Origin of the sequence: Microbacterium sp. NPDC089320 (assembly GCF_040684875.1) — a bacterium.
GTDB lineage: Bacteria > Actinomycetota > Actinomycetes > Actinomycetales > Microbacteriaceae > Microbacterium.
Genome location: NZ_JBFBGY010000003.1, coordinates 196,637 through 212,183, shown reverse-complemented (window position 1 = coordinate 212,183; position 15,547 = coordinate 196,637). Strand labels below are relative to the sequence as shown.

At 70.3% G+C, this 15,547-nt stretch carries 15 protein-coding genes; 1 reads left to right on the top strand and 14 read right to left on the bottom strand.

Annotation, left to right across the window (positions count from 1 at the left end; genetic code table 11):
- The 8 genes from AB0N61_RS09580 to AB0N61_RS09545 all read right to left on the bottom strand — a co-directional run bounded on the left by AB0N61_RS09580 (window position 1) and on the right by AB0N61_RS09545 (window position 6,702).
- Window positions 1-1,524: an ATP-dependent DNA ligase gene (locus AB0N61_RS09580; RefSeq protein WP_363363489.1), complete on the bottom strand. Its 1,524-nt coding sequence runs from the start codon at window positions 1,522-1,524 to the stop codon at window positions 1-3.
- A 78-nt stretch (window positions 1,525-1,602) separates the two neighbouring features.
- The gene (locus AB0N61_RS09575) at window positions 1,603-2,373 is read right to left on the bottom strand and encodes an enoyl-CoA hydratase/isomerase family protein (RefSeq protein WP_363363487.1); all 771 of its coding nucleotides are present in this window, start codon (window positions 2,371-2,373) and stop codon (window positions 1,603-1,605) included.
- 10 nt (window positions 2,374-2,383) lie between these two features.
- Window positions 2,384-3,562 carry a 1,2-phenylacetyl-CoA epoxidase subunit PaaE gene (gene paaE / locus AB0N61_RS09570; RefSeq protein WP_363363486.1) on the bottom strand — a complete coding sequence of 393 codons (1,179 nt, stop codon included), beginning with the start codon at window positions 3,560-3,562 and terminating at the stop codon, window positions 2,384-2,386.
- Window positions 3,562-4,068, bottom strand: a complete 507-nt coding sequence (paaD, locus tag AB0N61_RS09565) for a 1,2-phenylacetyl-CoA epoxidase subunit PaaD (RefSeq protein WP_363363484.1) — start codon at window positions 4,066-4,068, stop codon at window positions 3,562-3,564. Before paaD ends, paaE begins: the two co-directional genes overlap by 1 nt.
- Entirely contained in the window at window positions 4,062-4,844 is a 783-nt protein-coding gene (paaC, locus tag AB0N61_RS09560; RefSeq protein ID WP_363364228.1) for a 1,2-phenylacetyl-CoA epoxidase subunit PaaC, read from the bottom strand. Before paaC ends, paaD begins: the two co-directional genes overlap by 7 nt.
- Before the next feature lie 56 nt (window positions 4,845-4,900).
- A complete protein-coding gene (gene paaB, locus AB0N61_RS09555) occupies window positions 4,901-5,206 on the bottom strand; it encodes a 1,2-phenylacetyl-CoA epoxidase subunit PaaB (RefSeq protein WP_363363483.1) in 306 nt (101 codons plus the stop codon).
- Window positions 5,206-6,183, bottom strand: coding sequence for a 1,2-phenylacetyl-CoA epoxidase subunit PaaA (paaA, locus tag AB0N61_RS09550; protein WP_167946321.1), 978 nt, complete (start codon window positions 6,181-6,183; stop codon window positions 5,206-5,208). Before paaA ends, paaB begins: the two co-directional genes overlap by 1 nt.
- A 99-nt stretch (window positions 6,184-6,282) precedes the next feature.
- Window positions 6,283-6,702, bottom strand: a complete 420-nt coding sequence (locus AB0N61_RS09545; protein WP_363363480.1) for a pilus assembly protein CpaE — start codon at window positions 6,700-6,702, stop codon at window positions 6,283-6,285.
- A gap of 95 nt (window positions 6,703-6,797) precedes the next feature.
- Here AB0N61_RS09545 and AB0N61_RS09540 point away from each other — a divergent pair, with 95 nt between their 5' ends.
- A complete protein-coding gene (locus AB0N61_RS09540; protein ID WP_363363479.1) occupies window positions 6,798-8,918 on the top strand; it encodes a RecQ family ATP-dependent DNA helicase in 2,121 nt (706 codons plus the stop codon).
- A 30-nt stretch (window positions 8,919-8,948) separates the two neighbouring features.
- On the opposite strand, the gene paaK is transcribed toward AB0N61_RS09540, so the two are convergent.
- Genes paaK through AB0N61_RS09510 form a run of 6 tightly spaced genes read right to left on the bottom strand, consistent with a single transcriptional unit; the run spans window position 8,949 to window position 15,533 of the window.
- Entirely contained in the window at window positions 8,949-10,247 is a 1,299-nt protein-coding gene (gene paaK, locus AB0N61_RS09535; protein ID WP_363363478.1) for a phenylacetate--CoA ligase PaaK, read from the bottom strand.
- 43 nt (window positions 10,248-10,290) lie between these two features.
- Window positions 10,291-10,674: a hydroxyphenylacetyl-CoA thioesterase PaaI gene (gene paaI, locus AB0N61_RS09530; protein ID WP_363363476.1), complete on the bottom strand. Its 384-nt coding sequence runs from the start codon at window positions 10,672-10,674 to the stop codon at window positions 10,291-10,293.
- Window positions 10,675-10,679: 5 nt separating this feature from the next.
- On the bottom strand, window positions 10,680-12,761 hold the full coding sequence (paaZ, locus tag AB0N61_RS09525) for a phenylacetic acid degradation bifunctional protein PaaZ (protein ID WP_363363474.1): 2,082 nt from the start codon (window positions 12,759-12,761) through the stop codon (window positions 10,680-10,682).
- Window positions 12,758-13,624: a 3-hydroxyacyl-CoA dehydrogenase family protein gene (locus AB0N61_RS09520; RefSeq protein ID WP_363363472.1), complete on the bottom strand. Its 867-nt coding sequence runs from the start codon at window positions 13,622-13,624 to the stop codon at window positions 12,758-12,760. The genes paaZ and AB0N61_RS09520 overlap by 4 nt, the downstream gene beginning before the upstream one ends.
- Entirely contained in the window at window positions 13,621-14,349 is a 729-nt protein-coding gene (locus AB0N61_RS09515; RefSeq protein WP_363363471.1) for an enoyl-CoA hydratase/isomerase family protein, read from the bottom strand. The genes AB0N61_RS09520 and AB0N61_RS09515 overlap by 4 nt, the downstream gene beginning before the upstream one ends.
- Window positions 14,346-15,533, bottom strand: a complete 1,188-nt coding sequence (locus AB0N61_RS09510; RefSeq protein ID WP_363363469.1) for an acetyl-CoA C-acyltransferase — start codon at window positions 15,531-15,533, stop codon at window positions 14,346-14,348. Before AB0N61_RS09510 ends, AB0N61_RS09515 begins: the two co-directional genes overlap by 4 nt.
- Between the last annotated feature and the right edge of the window lie 14 nt (window positions 15,534-15,547).

Genomic DNA, 15,547 nt, shown 5'->3' with positions numbered 1-15,547 from the left:
TCAGCCCCGCAGCAGCGCTCGCAGAGTCTGGATCGTGTCGGCGTCGGCGGGGGTCTTGTCGGGCCGATAGCCCTTGACTCTCGCGAACCTCAGAGCGATGCCGCCGGGGTATCGAGGGGACCGCTGCACGCCGTCGATCGCGATCTCGACGACGAATTCGGGGCGCAGGAACACCGTGCCCTGGGTGCGCCTCGTCTCGAGCGGCGGGAAGTTCTCGGTCTGCCAGCGCAGCAGCTCGTCGGTGAGTCCTTTGAACGTCTTGCCGACCATGACGAAGCCGCCGGGTTCGCCGAACTCGCCGCTCGGATCGAGCGCGCCGAGATGGAGGTTCGACAGGAGGCCCTGACGTCGGCCCGAGCCCCATTCGGCGGCGAGCACGACCAAGTCGTAGGTGAGCACCGGCTTGACCTTGACCCAGGACTTGCCGCGGCGCCCGGCGGAGTACGGCGCATCGATCCCCTTGACGAGCACACCCTCGTGGCCCGCTGCGAGCGCCTCGCGCGACAGCTGCTCGGCCGCCTCGGTGTCGTCGGTGACGATGCCGGGCATGCGCCACTCGCCGACGACCCTGTCGAGCTCGGCCAAACGTGTCGAGAGCGGTTCGTCGAGCAGATCGCGCCCGTCGACGTGCAGGATGTCGAAGAACCAGGGGCGCAGCACCAGCTCGCGCGAGACGTCGGCCCCGAACCGCGACATCGTCTGCTGGAACGGCCGGGGGCCGCCGTCTTCATCGAGCGACAGCGTCTCGCCGTCGAGAATGAGATCGTGAGCGGGCAGCGCGCGCACGATCTCGACGAGCTCGGGAACGCGGTGGGTGATGTCGGCGAGGCTGCGGGTGTAGACGCTCACGTCGTCGCCCCTGCGATGCACCTGGATGCGCGCGCCGTCGAGTTTGTACTCGACCGATGCGGTGCCGGTGATGTCGAGCGCAGCTGACGGGGTGGCCGCGGTCGACGCGAGCATCGGCAGCACGGGGCGGCCGACCACCAGGCCGACCGCATCGAGCTCCTCTTCCGTCCCGGTGAGCGCGAGCACCGCGGTCTCGCCCAGGTCGCCCGAGAGCATGGCTGCTCGCCGCACGGAGGCCGCCGGGCGATCGGCGGCGCGAGCGACGGCGTCGAGCAGCACGCCGCCGAGAGCCCCGGTGCGCAGCTCGCCGAGCATCGCGCGCGACAGGAAGTCCCACTCGGACGCCGTGGCCCGTGATGCCAGCGTCGACAGGATCGCGGAACGCGCCGCGGCCGAACCCGACCCGGACGAGCCCGTCAGCTCGTCGAACGCGTCATCGACATCGCCGATCGACAGGGAGGGTTCATCGGCGTGCCGCACATCGAGCGCCGCCACCCCACGCCAGCCGACACCCAGCCGCCCCTGTCGTGGCGTCGCGAGCAGCAGCCCGACGAGCGCGGGGACGTCGGCCGGATCTGCACGCACGAGCAATCGGGCCAGGGCATCGATCTTCGCGAGACGCGATGCGGTGGCGGTGACCTCTTCGGCGGTGGAGACGAGCTCCGAGAGCAACATGCACGCAGTCTCGCACCGGCATCCGACATCGGCGATGGCCTTGCGTCCCGCCGTCGTGCCCCGCTAGGCGAGCGGGGATCAGCGTCCGAGGAACTCCGGCGTGCGCTTCTGCTGGAACGCGGCGAAACCCTCGCGGTAGTCCTCTGTGTCGCACAGGGCAGCCTGGGCGGCGTTCTCGAGATCGATCGACTCCCACAGCGCCAGGCGCTCGTCGCGGATCCTGGCGACCAGCTGCTTGCTCGCCAGGAAGGCCGCGGTGGCGCCTCGCGCGGCTGCCGCCGCGGCATCCGTCGCCGTCTGCCGCACCTCGGCGTCGGGCAGCACCCGCGAGAAGAGCCCCGATGCCACGGCCTCGGTGCCGCTCATCAGCCGACCGGTGTAGACGAGGTCGAGGGTCTTGTGAGCCCCGAGGCGTTCGACGAGGAGGGCATGGCCGCCCGAGTCGAGGGTGGCGCCGAGAGCGGCGAACGGTGAGCCGATCTTGGCCGACTCCGCGACGTAGACGACGTCGGTGGCGATCAGCAGTCCGAGCCCCACGCCGAGACACGCCCCGTGCGCCACCGCGAATGTCGGGGCCGGGAAGCGCGCCATCCTCTGCAGCAGCGGGGTCACGAGCCCGCCGAGGTATCCCATCACGTCGTCGTCGCGGGGGTCGACGCCCGAGATGTCGCGGCCGGCGCAGAAGGCCCGGCCCTCGCCGCGCAGCACCAGGGCACGCACTCCCGCGGCATCCGCCTCGTCATAGGCGTGGCCGAGGTCACGCAGTGCCTGCTCGTCGAGTGCATTCAACCGAGACGGAGCGTTCAGGACGACGGTCGCCACATCGTCGGCGATGGTGAGATCGATCATCGGATGCTCCTCAGACGTCGTAGTCGACCACGATGCGGTCGCTCGTCGGGTGGGACTGGCAGGTGAGGACGTAGCCGCGCTCCAGCTCGTCGGGTTCGAGCGCGTAGTTCTCGGTCATCGTCACGCTGCCCTCGATGACCCGCGCACGGCAGGTTCCGCAGACGCCGCCCGCGCACGCGAACGGCGCATCGGGCCGCACCCGCAGTGCGGCGTTGAGCACGGACTCGTGCGCATCGACAGGGCTCTCGACGGTCGAGGAGACGCCGTCGAGATTCACCTCGATGCGGATGGTCTTCTCGCCGACGCGCACCTCGACGGGACGCGCCGCACGCACCGGCTCGTCGCCCGTCGTGAAGAGCTCGAAACGGATGTGCTCCCGAGGCACACCCACATCGGCGAGCACCTCGCGGCACAGGTCGACGAGGGAGAGCGGTCCGCACAGGAACCACTCATCGACGTCGGCCGGGTCGATGAGCGCCTGCAGGATGGTGCGCAGCTTCTGCTCGTCGATGCGTCCCGAGAGGACGGGGGCCGTGCGCTGCTCGCGAGACAGCACGTGGTGCAGCGTGAGGCGCGTCGGGTAGCGGTCCTTGAGGTCGGCGAGATCCTCGAGGAACATGACGTCGAGCGTCGAGCGGTTCGTGTACAGCAGGGTGAAGCGAGAGGTGGTGGAGCGCGTCAGCACGGTGTGGGCGAGAGCCATCAGCGGCGTGATGCCGGAACCGGCCGCGATGCCGACGACATGACGCTGATCGAGATCGTCGAGTCCCGAGGTGAAGGTGCCCTGCGGGCTCATCACGTCGATCTCGAAACCGGGGTGCAGGCCCGTCTGAGCCCAGGTCGAGAAGAGCCCGCCCTCGTCGCGCTTCACGGCGACGCTGAGCCGGGTGGGGACACCGGCGGCGATCTGCTCGGCCGTGCGGTGCTCGGGGGCGCGGCACAGCGAGTACGACCGGCGCACCTCGGCCCCCTCGAGCGTCGTGCGCAGGGCGACGTACTGGCCGGGCAGGTGGTCGTAGTCGTCGGCCAGTTCGGCGGGAACCGTGAAGGTCACCTCGACCGAGTCGTCGGTGAGTGGTCGCACCTCCTCGACGGCGAGGGTGTGGAACCGTGCACGCTTCTTCGTCGGCGGGGCGTCTCGACGAGCCGATGCCGACGGCGCGGGAGTGGATACGGCGAACAGCGACATCAGTGCACCTTGAAGTGGTCGAAGGGCTCGAGACACGCGCGGCACTCGAACAGCGCCTTGCAGGAGGTCGATCCGAAGCGCGAGACCTCGCGGGTGTCCAGCGATCCGCACCGGGGGCACCGCACGCTGATAGCCAGGCGGATCGGACCCGACGACACCGCCGACCGCCCGGTCGGCGGCGCGATGCCGTACTCGGCGAGCTTCTGCTTTCCGGCATCCGACATCCAGTCCGTCGTCCACGCGGGGGAGAGCACGAGTCGGACCTCGACCGCCGCGTAGCCTGCGGCGGTGAGGGCGAGGATGACGTCGTCGCGGATCGTGTCCATCGCCGGGCATCCGCTGTAGGTCGGGGTGATGTCGACGCTGACCGTGTCGCCCTGCACGGCGACGGCGCGCAGCACCCCGAGGTCCTCGATCGTCAGCACGGGCACCTCGGGATCGGCCACGGCTGCGGCGATCCGCCAGGCATCCGCCTGGGCCTCGGTCTGCAGAGCGCCGGTCACCATGATGCTCCCGGATGCCGTCGTGCGAGCACCTGCATCTCGGCGAGGAGGTGGCCGAACGGGGTCGAGTGCGCTCCGCGCCGTCCACCGGCGGAGGATGCGGCGACGGCGGGAACCGTCAGCTCTGCCTCCGCGAGGACGGCGGCGACCACGGTGTCGAATCCCGGCCGCAGCGTCGACGGCCGCACCGCGGCGTCGCCGAGGCGGTCGATCAGGGGCTCATCGCGGAAGAGCTCGTCGACATACGGCCAGGCATCGGTCAGCGCGCGGATCATCCGACGCCGGGACTCGTCAGTGCCGCCGGCGAGACGCAGCACCCACTGCACCGCGTGGTCGCGGTGGTAGTCGACCTCTTTGAGGGATTTCTCGGCGATCGCCGCGAGGGTCGGATCGGTGCTCGCCCGCAGGGAGGAGTAGAGCTCGAACATGTACGTCGACACGACGAACTGGCGTGCGATGGTCTGCGCGAAGTCGCCGCCCGGCTGCTCGACGATCCACGCGCTGCGGAACTCGGGCTCGTCGCGGAAGTACGCGAGATCGTCTTCCGAGCGTCCGTCGAATGACCCCGCGAAGTGCAGGAACGAGCGGGCATGCCCGAGCAGATCGAGCGCGATGTTGCCGAGTGCGACGTCCTCTTCGAGCTCGGGCGCGCGGGAGATCCATTCGCCCAGCCGCTGCGAGAGGATCAGCGCGTCGTCGCCCAGCCACAGTGCGTATTCGGCGACGTCGGCGGATGCCGCAGAGGAGCCGGTGCCCGTGAGCTCGTCGCTCAGTCGCACCTCGTCGACCGAGACGTCGCCGTGGATGTCGGCGTGGATGTCGGCGTGGATGTCGGTCACAGGTGCGGCACCCCCTCGGACGCCGCGTAGTACACGGCGTGGCGGTAGTTCTTGCCGGCGGGGCTCTCGAAGTAGGCGCCCTTGGCGTCGGGATCGCTGGTCGTGATCGCCTCGGCGGGCACAGCCCAGATCGACACGCCCTCGCCGCGGCGGGTGTACAGATCGCGAGCGTTGCGGATCGCCATGTCGGCATCCGGTGCGTGCAGGGATCCCACATGCACATGGCTCAGACCGCGATTCGCGCGCACGAAGACCTCCCAGAGGGGCCAGGGCTCGCGGTCATCGGCGCCGGGCGTCGCCATCACGCCACCGCCCTGGACTTCAGCGCCTGCTTGCGGGCGTATTCGGCTGCGGCCTCGCGCACCCACGCGCCCTCCTCGTGCGCCGTGCGGCGGCGCTCGAGCCGCTCGGCGTTGCAGGGGCCGTTGCCGCGCAGCACCTCGAAGAACTCGTCCCAGTCGATCTCGCCGATCACGTACTGGCCGGTCTCATCGTCGAAGCGCAGCTCGGGGTCGGGGAGGGTGACCCCCAGGATCTCGGCCTGCGGCACGAGCATGCTGACGAAACGCTGGCGCAGCTCGTCGTTCGTGAAGCGCTTGATCTTCCACTTCATCGACTGGGCGGAGTTGGGGGACTGGTCGTCGGGCGGGCCGAACATCGCCAGACTCGGCCAGTACCACCGGTTCACGGCATCCTGGGCCATCTGCTTCTGCTCGTCGGTGCCCTGCATGAGCGACAGCAGGATCTCGAATCCCTGGCGCTGGTGGAACGACTCCTCTTTGCACACGCGCACCATCGCCCGACCGTAGGGTCCGTAGGAGGCCCGGCACAGCGGCACCTGGTTGCAGATCGCGGCTCCGTCGACGAGCCACCCGATCGCGCCCATGTCGGCCCACGTCGGGGTGGGGTAGTTGAAGATCGACGAGTACTTCGCCTTGCCGCTGATGAGCTGGTCCATCATCTCGTCGCGGGTGATCCCGAGGGTCTGCGCCGCGGAGTAGAGATAGAGGCCGTGCCCTGCTTCGTCCTGGACCTTGGCCATCAGGATCGCCTTGCGCTTGAGGCTCGGCGCCCGGGTGATCCAGTTGCCCTCCGGCTGCATGCCGATGATCTCGGAGTGCGCGTGCTGCGAGATCTGACGGATCAGCGTCTTGCGGTAGGCCTCGGGCATCCAGTCACGCGGCTCGATGCGCTGCTCGTTCGCGATGAGCTCGTCGAACAGGCGCTCGTCGTCGGAGAGCTCGTCGCCAATGAGGGAGAGATCTGCGGGGCTGGTCATCATCGACTCCTCGGTTTCCGATCCGCTTTACTGACCGGTCGTTAGGTAATTCTGACACGGCGGCCCGCCGGGCGCAAGGAACTGCCCGTGGGGAGCCGCTCAGCGGGAGCGGGAGACGAGGTCGAGAAGGGCCCGGCCGTAGGCCTCGGAGGGGTCCGGATGCTCGAAACGCAGCGTCGCGCCGGCGATCTCGACCTCGACGACGAACGCGTCAGGGATGCGCGTGAGCGCGCGGAAGGTGTCGCGCAGCAGGTCGCGCAGCTGATCCTCGCGGGGGAGCCAGACGGCGTCGGCGAGAGTGACGGCGTCGAGCGCCCATTCGGTCGTGCCGTTGAAGGCGAGGTCCGTGCCGCTCGGGGTCTGGCGCGCCTCGATGGTCATCTCGCTGACCGTGAAGACGTCGGCCTCGGCCTCGAGTTCGACATCGCCGGGGAGATCGAGCTGGAAGCGGTCGCCCTCGGCCGGGTGCCACACGAGTCCGGCGTCGCGCAGGGATACGGCCAGTTCACGGGTGATCATCGTCCCACGCTAGACGACGTGACCCGGGGGTCGGCTCGGATGCGGCTGTGGACTGCGGTGCGCCCGGTGTCGGAGGCTTCGGGCAGAGTGGAGACATGACGTCCCCCGCCTCTGTCGACACCCGCACCGCCGCGCTCTCCGCTCTGCGCGAGCTGGTCGGCCGCCCGGACGCCGACTTCCACGACGGCCAGTACGAGGCCATCGAGGCGCTGGTCGAGGGCCGCCGCCGGGCGCTCGTCGTGCAGCGCACCGGGTGGGGCAAGTCGGCCGTGTACTTCGTGGCGACGCTGCTGCTGCGCCGGCAGGGCGCGGGCCCGACGGTCCTCGTGTCGCCGCTCCTGGCGCTGATGCGCGATCAGATCGCCGCGGCCGAGCGGGCAGGCGTCCGTGCCGTGGCGATCAATTCGACCAACGCGCACGAGTGGTCGGAGGTGATGGAACAGCTCGACCGCGACGAGGTCGACGTGCTGCTCGTCTCACCCGAGCGCCTCAACAACCCGGCGTTCCGCGAGCAGCAGCTCCCGGCGCTCGTGCGCAGGATCGGCATGCTGGTGGTCGACGAGGCGCACTGCATCAGCGACTGGGGGCACGACTTCCGTCCCGACTATCGGCGGCTGCGCGACCTCATCGAGCAGATGCCGCCCGAGGTGCCGGTGCTCGCGACCACCGCGACCGCGAACAGCAGAGTCGTCGCCGACGTCGCCGAGCAGCTCGGCACGGGAGGCGTCCCGGATGCCGCTGGGGGCGAGGTGCTCACGATCCGCGGCCCGCTCGCGCGCACGTCGTTGCGTCTCGGTGTGCTGCGTCTGCGCGACTCCGCCAGTCGACTCGCGTGGCTGCTCAGTCACATCGACGACCTGCCCGGCTCCGGCATCATCTACACCCTGACGGTCGCGGCCGCGGTCGACACCGCGCGGCTGCTGCGCGAGCACGGCCACGACGTGCGTGCGTACACGGGGCAGACCGACACCGACGAGCGCGCCGAGTCCGAAGGGATGCTGAAGCGCAACGAGGTCAAGGCGCTCGTCGCCACGAGCGCGCTCGGGATGGGCTTCGACAAGCCCGACCTCGGCTTCGTGCTGCACCTGGGCGCGCCCTCGTCACCGGTCGCGTACTACCAGCAGGTCGGCCGTGCCGGCCGTGCGAGCGAGAGCGCCGACGTCCTGCTGCTGCCGGGCGTCGAAGACCGCGACATCTGGCACTACTTCGCGACCGCGTCGATGCCGGATCGTGAACGCGCCGAGCGGGTGATCGCGGCGCTCGGCGATCAGCCCATCTCGACGCCGGCGCTCGAGGCGATGGTCGACATCCGGCGCACGCCCCTCGAGCTGCTTCTCAAGGTGCTCGACGTCGACGGCGCCGTGCGTCGCGTGCAGGGCGGGTGGGTCGCGACCGGGCAGCCGTGGACCTACGACGCCGACCGCTACGAGCGCATCGCCGCCGAGCGCCGGGCCGAGCAGCAGCACATGATCGACTATGAGCAGACCGACGGATGCCGCATGGAGTTCCTGCAGCGCTCGCTCGACGACGACACGGCCGCGCCCTGCGGGAGATGCGACAACTGCGCGGGCATCTGGTTCCCGAGTGAGATCGGCGAATCGGCCACGACCCAAGCCGCGGAGTCGCTCGATCGCGTGGGCGTCCCGGTCGAGCCCCGTCGCGCCTGGCCGACCGGGGCCGACAAGCTCGACGTGCCGGTGAAGGGACGCATCCCCGCGGGCGAGCAGGCGGGTGAGGGGCGCGCACTCGCCCGACTGACCGACCTCGGCTGGGGAGGCACGCTGCGCGAGCTCTTCGCCGCGGGCGCACCGGATGCCGTCGTGACGCCGCAGGTGCTCGGCGGCTGTGTGCGAGTGCTCGCCGACTGGGGCTGGACCGAGCGCCCTGTCGCGGTCGTCGCCATGCCGTCGCGGTCCCATCCGCTGCTCGTCGACTCGCTCGCCCGCGGGATCGCCGAGATCGGGCGCCTGCCGTACCTGGGAGCGCTCGATCCGGTGAGTGGCGGGCCGACGGGTCAGCCCGGCGGCAACAGCGTGTTCCGGCTGGCCGGCCTGTGGGACAGGTTCAGCGCCCAGAACCTCGACGTGCCGGCCGGTCCCGTGCTGCTCGTCGACGACATGGCCGACAGTCGCTGGACGCTCACGGTCGCCGCCCGCACGCTCCGCCAGGCAGGGGCGAGCGACGTGCTCCCGTTCGTGCTCGCGCTGCGCGGCTGAGGGCGGCGATCCGTCGACCTCCAGAGCATCTCAGCGAAGGTCGTAGACCCGCTTGTACTTGCCCTCGCTTCGGGGCAGCGTGCCCGGCTCCTCGACCGTCACGTCGACGGTGGTGCCGATGTGCATCTTGATGCGGTGGGTGAGCACCGCGGCAGCGGCATCGCACTCCTCGGCGCTCAGCGACGGATGCCGCTCGATGCGCACGGTCATCGTGTCGAGCTGCCCGACGTGGTGCAGCTCGAGCACGAAGTGCGGAGTGAGCGTCTCGATGCCCATCACCAGCTCCTCGATCTGGGTGGGGAAGAGATTCACGCCGCGCAGGATGATCATGTCGTCATTGCGGCCGGTGATCTTCTCCATGCGCCGAAGGGCCGGGTAGGTCGTTCCCGGCAGCAGACGCGTCAGGTCGCGCGTGCGATAGCGGATCACGGGAAAGGCCTCTTTGGTCAGCGATGTGAAGACGAGCTCGCCGAGGGAGTCGTCCGGCAGGCTGTCGCCGGTCTCTCCGTCGATGATCTCGGGCAGGAAGTGGTCCTCCCAGATGTGCGGGCCGTCTTTCGTGAGCACGCTCTCGCTCGCGACCCCCGGACCCATCACCTCACTGAGACCGTAGATGTCGACGGCGTCGATGTTCAGCCGTCGCTCGATCTCGCGACGCATCTCGTTCGTCCACGGCTCTGCGCCGAGCACCGCGACACGGAGTGACGTCGTCGTCGGGTCGACCCCCGATGCCTCCATGGCGTCGGCGATCGTGAGCAGATAGCTCGGTGTGCAGAGGATCGCATCCGGCGCGAAGTCCGTGATCAACTGCACCTGCCGGGCGGTCTGTCCTCCCGACACCGGGATGACGGTCGCTCCGAGCCGCTCGATCCCGGCGTGCGCGCCGAGTCCACCGGTGAAGAGCCCGTAGCCGTAGGCATTGTGCACCTTCATCCCCGCGCGGATCCCCGCGGCGTGCAAAGACCGCGCCACCAGGTCGCTCCACCGGTCGAGGTCGCCCTCGGTGTAGCCGACCACGGTCGGGCGCCCCGTCGTGCCCGATGACGCATGCACGCGTCGCACATCGGCCATCGGCACCGCGAACATGCCGAAGGGGTAGCTCTCGCGCAGGTCGGCCTTGGTGGTGAACGGCAGACGCCGCACATCGTCGAGGGCGCGCACATCGTCGGGATGCACGCCGTGCTCGTCGAACTTGCGCCGATACGTCGGCACGTTCTCGTAGGCGTGCCGCACCGTCCACTGCAGTCGCTGCAGCTGCAGCCGCGCCAGTCGGTCGGGCGAATGCAGCTCGGCCTCGGCACCGATCTCGGCATGTGTGGTGATGGTCATCGTCGACTCCTTCGTCGGAAACAAGCAGGGAGCGTGCGTGGGCTCAGGCGGGGTGTGACCGGTTCGTCGTGAGCGAGCGGCCCCGGACCTCGGCGACGACGTCGCCGGATTCGTCGGTCACCGTGACGTCGTACAGTCCGTTGCGGCCGCTCACGACCCGGCGCCGTGCGCGAGCGGTCAGCCGCTGCCCGGCGGTCGTTGACTTCAGGAACGTGATGTCGGCGCCTCCCGCGACGGTGACCCGATCGTCTTCGTTGCAGGCGATCGCGAACGCCGTATCGGCGAGCGTGAACACCAGACCTCCGTGCGTGATCGCGAAGCCGTTCAGCATGTCCTCGCGCACGGTCATCGAGACGACGGCCTCTCCGGGAGCGTCGTGCTCGACGGTCATGCCGAGCATCGTCGATGCGGCATCACGCTGCATCATCGCCCTCATGCGGCGACGACCTCGGGCGTCGGCTGCTTGTTCACCAGAGTGAGCACGTCGTAGGTGGCGACGAGCTCGTCGTTCTGGTTGCGGATCACGGCGTCCCAGCGCACCTCTCCGTACTCGTCGGTCTCGCGGGGCGTGATCTGCTTCGCGGTCAGCTCGACGCGGATCGTGTCGCCGGGGGAGACCGGCGTGATGAATCGCAGGTTCTCCAGGCCGTAGTTCGCGAGCACGGGTCCCGGCTCGGGATCGACGAAGAGGCCGGCGGCCCACGAGACGAGGAGATAGCCGTGCGCGACCCGCCCCGGGAAGAAGGGGTTGGCGGCGGCGGATGCTTCGTCCATGTGGGCGTAGAAGGTGTCGCCGGTGAAGTGCGCGAACGTCTCGATGTCGTCGAGCGTGACCTCGCGCGACGCGGAGACGATCTGGTCGCCGATGCGCAGTTCCGAGAGCGACTTGCGGAACGGATGCCGTCCGTCACTGCGTGCGGCGGCGCCGGCGTGCCACACGCCCGTGAGGGCCGTGAGCATCTCGGGGGACCCCTGCACCGCCGTGCGCTGCATGTGATGCAGCACCGCGCGGATGCCGCCGAGCTCCTCGCCGCCGCCGGCTCGACCCGGGCCGCCGTGCAGGAGGTTCGGCAGCGGGGACCCGTGACCGGTCGACGATCGGGCATCCTCACGGTCGAGCAGCAGCATCCGCCCGTTGAACGGCGCGATCCGCGCGGCGAGCTGCACCGCCAGCTCGGGGTCGTGCGTCGCGATGCTGGTGACCAGCGAGCCACCCCCTCGGGCGACGAGCGCCGCGGCTTCGGCGATCGTGTCATAGGTGAGCAGTGACGACACCGGGCCGAAGGCCTCGATCGAGTGCGCTGCGTCGGACTCCGCATCCTCGAACCGCAGCAGCAGCGGCGCCACGAAGGCACCGTCGGGGGACGTCCCCGTGCTGCCGTCGGCGAGACGGACCTCGGGCGCATCCGTCGTCCCGACGACGACCTGCCCGCCCGCCGTCCGCAGGCGATCCACCTGGCGCAGCACCTCATCGCGCTGCGCCGTCGAGGCCAGGGGGCCCATGGTGACGCCCTCGGCGCGAGGGTCGCCCAGCACGGTCTTCTCGGCGATGCGCGCCTGCACGGCGCTGATGACCGCGTCGGCGGAGGATGCCGGCACGATCGCCCGACGGATGGCCGTGCACTTCTGGCCGGCCTTGCTCGTCATCTCGGTGACGAGCTGGCGCACGTAGGCGTCGAACTCGGGGGTGCCCTCGACCGCGTCGGTGCCGAGCACGGAGGCGTTGATCGAGTCGGTCTCGGCCGTGAACCGCACGCCGCCGGTCTGCACCACCGGGTGGGCTTTGAGGCTCTCCGCGGTCGACGCGCTGCCCGTGAACCCGACGATGTCGCCGAGGCGCAGGTTCTCGAACAGGTCCGGCACCGATCCGCTCACGAGCTGCAGCGATCCATCGGGCAGCAGCCCCGATTCGACGAGGATGCGCACCATCGCCTCCGCGACATATCCCGTGGGCGTCGCGGGCTTCACGAGGGTCGGCATGCCCGCGAGGAACGCGGGGGCGAACTTCTCGAGCGACCCCCACACCGGGAAGTTGAAGGCGTTGATCTGCACCGCCACGCCGGGCAGCGTCGTGTACACGTGCCGCCCGAGGAAGGACCCGTCCTTCGACAGCGGCTCCACCGGGCCGTCGACGTGCACGTGGCTGTTCGGCAGCTCACGGCGGCCCTTGCCCGAGTACGAGAACAGCACGCCGATTCCCCCGTCGATGTCGACCCACGAGTCGGCCTTCGTGGCACCGGTGCGTGCGGACAGCGCATACAGCTCGTCCTTGCGCTCGGTGAGGGCCAGGGCGAACTGCTTGAGCAGCACGGCCCGCTGGTGGAACGTGAGCGCTCCGAGACTCCGCTGTCCCGTGGAGCGGGCGTACTCCAGCGCCCCCGCGAGGTTGAGGCCCTCGGTCGAGACGAGTGTGACGACCTCACCCGTCGACGCATCGCGCACCTCGACGGATCGCGCGGGGGAGGACGGCGTCCACCACTCGCCCTGGACGTAGCTCGGCAGATACTCGGTCATCTCTCCTCGTTCCATTCGTAGAACCCCTCGCCGCTCTTGCGGCCCAGCTTCCCCTCGGCGACCATCCGCCGCAGCAGCTCCGGCGCGGCGAAACGCTCGCCGAGCGTGCGCTCGAGCTCGTCGGCGATGCCGAGGCGCACGTCGAGCCCGACGACATCGGTGGTGCGCAGCGGACCCATCGGATGCCGGTATCCGAGAGTCATCGCCGCGTCGATGTCGGCGGCCGATGCGACACCCTCCTCGAGCATCCGGATCGCTTCGAGCCCCAGCATGACGCCGAGCCGCGACGACGCGAAGCCCGGGGAGTCGCTCACCACGATCGGCGTCTTGCCCAGGGCGGTCACCCATTCCGCCGCACTGTCGACGACCGAGCCGTCGGTCTGCGCGCCGCGCACGATCTCGACGAGAGTCGAGGCGGGCACGGGGTTGAAGAAGTGCAGACCCACGAACCGCTCGGGGCGTCGTCGCGCAGCGGCGAGGTCATCGATCGAGATCGACGACGTGTTGCTCGCCAGCACGGCGTGCGCGGGCATCGCCGCCTCGGCCCGGGCGAGGGCGGCCTCCTTGAGGTCGCGGTCCTCGGGCACCGCCTCGATGACGAGACCGGCGGTCGCGAAGGCGGCGGGGTCGACATCGGTCGTGAGGCGGCCGGCGAGCGCGTCTTCGTCGAGGGCGGGGTCGCGCTGGACGGATCGACGGATGCTGTCGGTGACCCGGCTCCGGGCGCTGGCGGCGCTCGCCGCATCGCGCTCGACAACGCTCACCTCCGAGCCTGCGAGCAGGAACGCGTGGGCGATGCCCGCCCCCATCCGGCCGCCGCCCAGCACGCCGACCCGACGGGGGGCGCTCACGGTGTCGCTCATCGTCTCTTCTCCAGGAACTCGGTCATGCGGCGGACCTTCTCGGGCGACTCGAACAGCTCGGCCTGCAGCTCGACCTCGATCGCCGGGTGGCCCGCTCGCGGGGTGCGCAGAGCGCGCTTCGTGTACTGCGTCGCGAGGGGATCGTTCGCCGCGATGCGATCCACGATCCGGTGCGCCGCGCCGAGCAGCTCGTCGGCCGGATGCAGCGACGAGACGAGACCCCACCGCAGCGCCTCCTCGGCGTCGAGTGCCCGCCCGGTCAGCAGCAGCTCGCTCGCTCTGGCGCCACCGACGATCTCGGGCAGCCGCCAGGTGGCGCCGGCCGCCGCGATGATCCCGAGTCCCGTCTCGGGGTTGCCGATGCGCAGCGACGGCGTCGCGATGCGGATGTCCGCGGCGTAGGCGAGCTCCGCTCCGCCTCCCAACGCATATCCGTCGATCGCGGCGATCACCGGCATCGGGAGCTCATGGATGCGGATGAACGCGGTCGCATTGATGGCGCGCCGCGCGTCTTCCGCGGTGCGGTCGCGCAGCTGGGCGATATCGGCGCCCGCTGCGAAGACGCCGTCGGCGCCGGCGAGGATCAGCGAGCGAGGCGTCTCCTCGAGCATCGCGCACAGGCCGTGCAGCGCGTCGACCGTCGCCTGGTCGATCGCATTGCGCTTGTCGGGTCGGTCGAGCGTGGCTATCACCCGGTCTCGGTGCTCGTCGATGCGCAGGGTCATGTGAGACGCTCCACGATCATCGCGGTGCCCTGGCCGACGCCGACGCACATGGTCGCCAGGCCGTAGCGCGCGTCCTCGCGTTCGAGTCGGCCGAGCAGGGTCACGATCAGGCGCGATCCGCTGGAGCCGAGGGGGTGGCCGAGTGCGATGGCTCCGCCGTCGGCGTTGACGATCGACGGGTCGAGTCCGAGTCGACGGATGCAGGCGAGGGATTGCGAGGCGAACGCCTCGTTCAGCTCGACGGCCCCGAGATCTCCGACCTGCAGACCGGCCTTCGCGAGCGCCTTCTGCGTGGCGGGCACGGGACCCAGCCCCATGATCTCGGGGGCGAGTGCGGCTGTCGCCGACGCGACGATGCGCGCGCGAGGACGCAGGCCGTGTCGCTCGACCGCGTCGGCGCTCGCCACGACGATCGCGGAGGCTCCGTCGTTCAGCGAGCTGGCGTTTCCGGCGGTGACGACCTCGCCACCGGCGACGACGGGACGAAGCGCGGCCAGGGCGTCGAGCGTGGTGCCGCGCCGGGGTCCTTCGTCGGTGTCGACGAGCCCCTGACGCGTCTCGACGCCCACGATCTCCGGCGCGAAGCGCCCGGCGTCGATCGCGGCGACGGCGCGCTGATGACTCAGGAGCGCGAAGGCGTCGGCATCCGCTCGGGTGATGCCGTCGACGCGGGCCACCTCTTCCGCCGTCTCGGGCATCGAGAAGGTGGCCTTGTCGCGGGCGCTCAGCCGCGGGTTCGTGAAGCGCCACCCGATCGACGTGTCGAAGGCGGCACCGGGCTTCGCCCACGCCCGCTCGGGTTTCGCCTGCACCCACGGCGCGCGGGTCATGGACTCGACACCGCCCGCGACGATGACGTCCGCGTCCCCCGCGCGCACCGCATTCGCGGCGATCGCGATGGCCGACATCCCCGACGCGCAGAGCCGGTTCACGGTGAGGCCGGGCACCGAGTCGGGAAGCCCCGCGAGGAGCACGGCCATCCGGGCGACGTTGCGGTTGTCCTCGCCCGCCTGATTCGCAGCGCCGAGGATGACCTCGTCGATGCCGTCGGCGGGGAGGGAGGCTCGCGACACCGTGGCGCCGACGACGAGGGCTGCCAGATCGTCGGGACGGATGCCGGCGAGTGTGCCCCCGTAGCGCCCGACAGGGGTGCGGACCCCGTCGACGAGATAGGCCTCGGACATCGTCATCCTCTCGA

What these genes read in the sequence shown, in the direction of transcription:
- AB0N61_RS09580 (WP_363363489.1), bottom strand. Translation starts at nt 1,524, where the DNA reads ATGTTGCTCTCGGAGCTCGTCTCCACCGCCGAAGAGGTCACCGCCACC.
- AB0N61_RS09575 (WP_363363487.1), bottom strand. Translation starts at nt 2,373, where the DNA reads ATGATCGATCTCACCATCGCCGACGATGTGGCGACCGTCGTCCTGAAC.
- paaE (WP_363363486.1), bottom strand. Translation starts at nt 3,562, where the DNA reads ATGTCGCTGTTCGCCGTATCCACTCCCGCGCCGTCGGCATCGGCTCGT.
- paaD (WP_363363484.1), bottom strand. Translation starts at nt 4,068, where the DNA reads ATGGTGACCGGCGCTCTGCAGACCGAGGCCCAGGCGGATGCCTGGCGG.
- paaB (WP_363363483.1), bottom strand. Translation starts at nt 5,206, where the DNA reads ATGGCGACGCCCGGCGCCGATGACCGCGAGCCCTGGCCCCTCTGGGAG.
- paaA (WP_167946321.1), bottom strand. Translation starts at nt 6,183, where the DNA reads ATGACCAGCCCCGCAGATCTCTCCCTCATTGGCGACGAGCTCTCCGAC.
- AB0N61_RS09545 (WP_363363480.1), bottom strand. Translation starts at nt 6,702, where the DNA reads ATGATCACCCGTGAACTGGCCGTATCCCTGCGCGACGCCGGACTCGTG.
- AB0N61_RS09540 (WP_363363479.1), top strand. Translation starts at nt 6,798, where the DNA reads ATGACGTCCCCCGCCTCTGTCGACACCCGCACCGCCGCGCTCTCCGCT.
- paaK (WP_363363478.1), bottom strand. Translation starts at nt 10,247, where the DNA reads ATGACCATCACCACACATGCCGAGATCGGTGCCGAGGCCGAGCTGCAT.
- paaI (WP_363363476.1), bottom strand. Translation starts at nt 10,674, where the DNA reads ATGATGCAGCGTGATGCCGCATCGACGATGCTCGGCATGACCGTCGAG.
- paaZ (WP_363363474.1), bottom strand. Translation starts at nt 12,761, where the DNA reads ATGACCGAGTATCTGCCGAGCTACGTCCAGGGCGAGTGGTGGACGCCG.
- AB0N61_RS09520 (WP_363363472.1), bottom strand. Translation starts at nt 13,624, where the DNA reads ATGAGCGACACCGTGAGCGCCCCCCGTCGGGTCGGCGTGCTGGGCGGC.
- AB0N61_RS09515 (WP_363363471.1), bottom strand. Translation starts at nt 14,349, where the DNA reads ATGACCCTGCGCATCGACGAGCACCGAGACCGGGTGATAGCCACGCTC.
- AB0N61_RS09510 (WP_363363469.1), bottom strand. Translation starts at nt 15,533, where the DNA reads ATGTCCGAGGCCTATCTCGTCGACGGGGTCCGCACCCCTGTCGGGCGC.